Origin of the sequence: uncultured Mailhella sp., from assembly GCF_944324615.1 — a bacterium.
Taxonomy (GTDB): Bacteria; Desulfobacterota; Desulfovibrionia; order Desulfovibrionales; family Desulfovibrionaceae; genus Mailhella.
Genome location: NZ_CALUWY010000117.1, coordinates 1 through 3,204, shown reverse-complemented (window position 1 = coordinate 3,204; position 3,204 = coordinate 1). Strand labels below are relative to the sequence as shown.

Annotated in this window: 4 protein-coding genes; all 4 read right to left on the bottom strand. The window is 56.6% G+C overall.

The window, feature by feature from the left end; translation table 11 throughout:
* Window positions 1–266, bottom strand: a 266-nt coding sequence (locus Q0K07_RS13025) for a TusE/DsrC/DsvC family sulfur relay protein (RefSeq protein ID WP_294559791.1), incomplete at its 3' end; no start/stop codon positions are given.
* 353 nt (window positions 267–619) lie between these two features.
* Complete coding sequence (locus Q0K07_RS13020; protein WP_294559790.1) at window positions 620–1,111, bottom strand: YchJ family protein; 492 nt, start codon at window positions 1,109–1,111, stop codon at window positions 620–622.
* A gap of 948 nt (window positions 1,112–2,059) precedes the next feature.
* Window positions 2,060–2,575, bottom strand: coding sequence for a crossover junction endodeoxyribonuclease RuvC (ruvC, locus tag Q0K07_RS13015; protein ID WP_294559789.1), 516 nt, complete (start codon window positions 2,573–2,575; stop codon window positions 2,060–2,062).
* A 263-nt stretch (window positions 2,576–2,838) separates the two neighbouring features.
* A partial coding sequence (locus Q0K07_RS13010) for a 50S ribosomal protein L25 (protein WP_294559788.1) occupies window positions 2,839–3,204 on the bottom strand: 366 nt, incomplete at its 5' end.

The window sequence follows — 3,204 nt, the reverse complement described above, 5'->3', positions numbered from 1 at the left end:
CCGGGGCCGGAGGGGAACAGTTCGTAGATTTCCTTCAGCTTGTAGCCGGTGTTCTTGGACATGATACGCACCATGGGGGCGATACCATTCTTCTTGTAGTAGTCCTGCAGGAAGTCGATAACCTTATGATGATCGGCGGTGAGTTCCGGAATACCTTCGGATTCCTTCACGAATTCCAGCCATTCAGGGCACCAGTCTTCGAAGCGAAGCAGGAAACCGTCTTCGTCGACTTCAAAGGTCTTTCCCTGGAAAGAAACTTCAGCCATGCGCGTCCTCCTTGGACATGTTGGGACTGTGGGGAAAATTGCCTGTATCGAGATACAGGCTCACATACTAAAAAGGAAAAAAGAATGCCGTTCCTTCTGTTCAGGAAGCCTGCCACAAATAGGGGGAAATGACAAGCCCTGCCGGTAATTCTTTTTGCCCGGGCCGCAAGGCGTCTCACGAAGGCGGAAGCTCCGGAGCGACGCCTTCCGTGGAATGCCCGCCGGAAAAGCCTATTACAGTGTTTTACGCCGGGACGCAAGGGTTTTCTCCGCCTTTCCCTCTTTCTTCCGTCGAAAAAGAACGGCGGCTCCCCTTGCGGGGGAACACTTCGTACGGTTTCTCCCTCAGGCTCCTAACGGGGCATGCAGCACTTTTTGTACTTCTTGCCGCTGCCGCAGGGGCAGGGATCGTTGCGGCCGATCTTCGGCGTTTCGCGGCGCACGGGCTGCTTGGCGTACACGTTGCCTTCCACATAGAACCATTCGTCGCCTTCCTTGCGGAAAAAGGCGTCTTCACGCAGTTCCTGCGGCACGTTCTGCACGCTGTAGTGGGCGCTGAACTTCACTTCGCCCGTGGTGTCGTTCTCACCGCCGTCGACGGTTTCCATGATGTCGAGGCCTTCCCAAGTCATCATGGACGACCATTCCTTGATTTCATCAGCAGAAGCATCCTCGCGGAACTGCGGATGCGTGGTGTCCGTCAGGTACTGATAACGGCCGAGGCAGTGGGCCGTATAACGCGAACGCATGAGGGCTTCGGCAGTGGGAGCCTTGGCCTTTCCTTCGATATACTGGCCGCAGCAGGCATCCAGCTCAAGGCCGGAGCCACAGGGACAAAGACTCATAGAAGATCTCCTCCAAAAGGGTTTGGCGCAGTTTGCCTGTATTTTTCACAGAACACAAGTCCGCAGGGGCAGAAAAAAAGCCCGCCGGAGAGGGAAGCCGACGGGCGAGTGGTGTTGATGGTTTTTCAAAGGAATGTACCAAACATTATGCAATTTCCATGCCAACGTTATCATAAATTTATTTTTGCAAGGAAAAACAGTATATTATAATTTCAGCCCGTTTTCTTCCCCTCAGAAAAGCCGGAAAAGACGTATTTTTTTTTGAACACCCCTTTTTCCATGGGAGACAGAGCGTCAGAGGCTTGAAAATTTTTTGAACTTCCGAGAAAAGCCGCGCCCTCAGAAAAGGGAGAAGGGGCGTTTTTCCGCCCAAAAAAGCTGCTCCGGGGCTTTTTTTCCGGCGCAACAAGGAAAAAAGCCCGGCCGGAAACGCTCCGCGACCACATCGGCTCCCGCCTGTTCCTTTAAATAAGGTATGCAAGGTCCTTTTCCCGGCCCGCGGCACGGGCAGACAGCGCTCCTCTGCCCTTTTCCGCCGCCCTTTCCCGGATGATGAGGCCAAAAAAGATGACATGCCCCGGAAAAGCACCCGGCGCTTTGCAGGATGTGCGAAATTCTGAACATCCGTCATTGCGGAAGACATGCATGCCACAGCAGGCTTCTCCGCTTCACCAAAGCTTTCCGCCATGCCGTTCCCCGGGCATCACGGCTCCGGGCATATGAGGCACGAAAGATAACCGGCACGGACATGCAGAAGCATCGCTCTTCCCTGCCGGAAGGGCGTCATGACAAGCCGTCGCCTGCGCCTCTGCCGCAGAAAGTATGGCGGGTGCACCTGCCGGGGGCCGGCGGCACCGGGCAGAAAACATGATCCCACAGACGACAGGGAAAAGCAGGCAGCACGCCCGTCACTTCGCAAGAGCGGGAAGGGCCGCTCCCTGCCTGACGTCAGATCTTGCCTTCCAGCCTGCGGAAGCGGCGCAGCGTCAAATGACACACGGCTATGGCCAGGGCGTCGGTACTGTCCAGCGGACCTTCGATATGCGTTTTTCCCAGAAGACGGGCCACCATGAAGGCCACCTGCTCCTTTTCGGCCCTGCCCGTGCCCACCAGCGTCTTTTTCACCAGCGTAGGTTCATAATCCTGTACGGCAATGCGGAAGGAGGCGCAGGCGGCTATGGCCGCCCCCCTGGCCTGTGCCAGCTTGATGGTGGAGGCGATATTCTTAGCCGTGAACACCTGTTCCACCCCCGCCTCTTCGGGGCGGAATTCCTCAATGATGTCATGCAGGCCGTGATAGATGCAGGAAAGACGCTCGGGGAACGATTCCCCCTTGACGCGCAGCACGCCGTTGGCCACAAGTTCCAGCCTGCCGGAACTTTCGCGCACAATACCCCAGCCTGTGATATTGGAGCCCGGATCTATGCCCAGAACGGAAACGGATGAGGATGAAAAAAGGGACATGGGACCTCACAGGAACATGGGACAAAACGATGAAAAAGAAACGACCGCCGAAGACGGAACAACACGCCCGGAAGAGACGGCAGAGCTCGCCCTTCCCTGCCCTCTGCACGATACAGGGCAGCTTCCGCCCTTGCCGCTGCATGGAAAGGCCTTGAGAAAAACGGGCCGTCCGGGGAAAAGGATGCGCTTCCCTGCCCGGACCGGATAAAAAAGGCCGGAGCAGAAATCTGCCCCGGCCGGAACATGCAAAGCCTGCTCGCCGATTATTCGGCGGGAGCTTCTTCAGCGCCTTCCATGAAGACGGAGACCATGGTGAAGTCGGACTTGTACACGGCCTTCACACCTTCGGGCAGAGGCATGTTGGAAACACGGATGGTCTGATTGAGTTCCAGACCGGAAACGTCCACGCTGACCTTGCGGGGCATATCGGCGGGCTTGGCGGAAAGAACCACTTCGTCGCGGTAGGTTTCCATGGTACCGCCCATCTTCACGCCCTTGGGGGTGCCCACATATTCCACCTGCACCTTGACCTTGATTTCCTTGTCAAGATCCACGCCGAAGAAGTCGACATGGGTGAAGGTGTTCTTCACAGGGGAGTACTGAGCGTCCCACACGAACACGGGATGCAG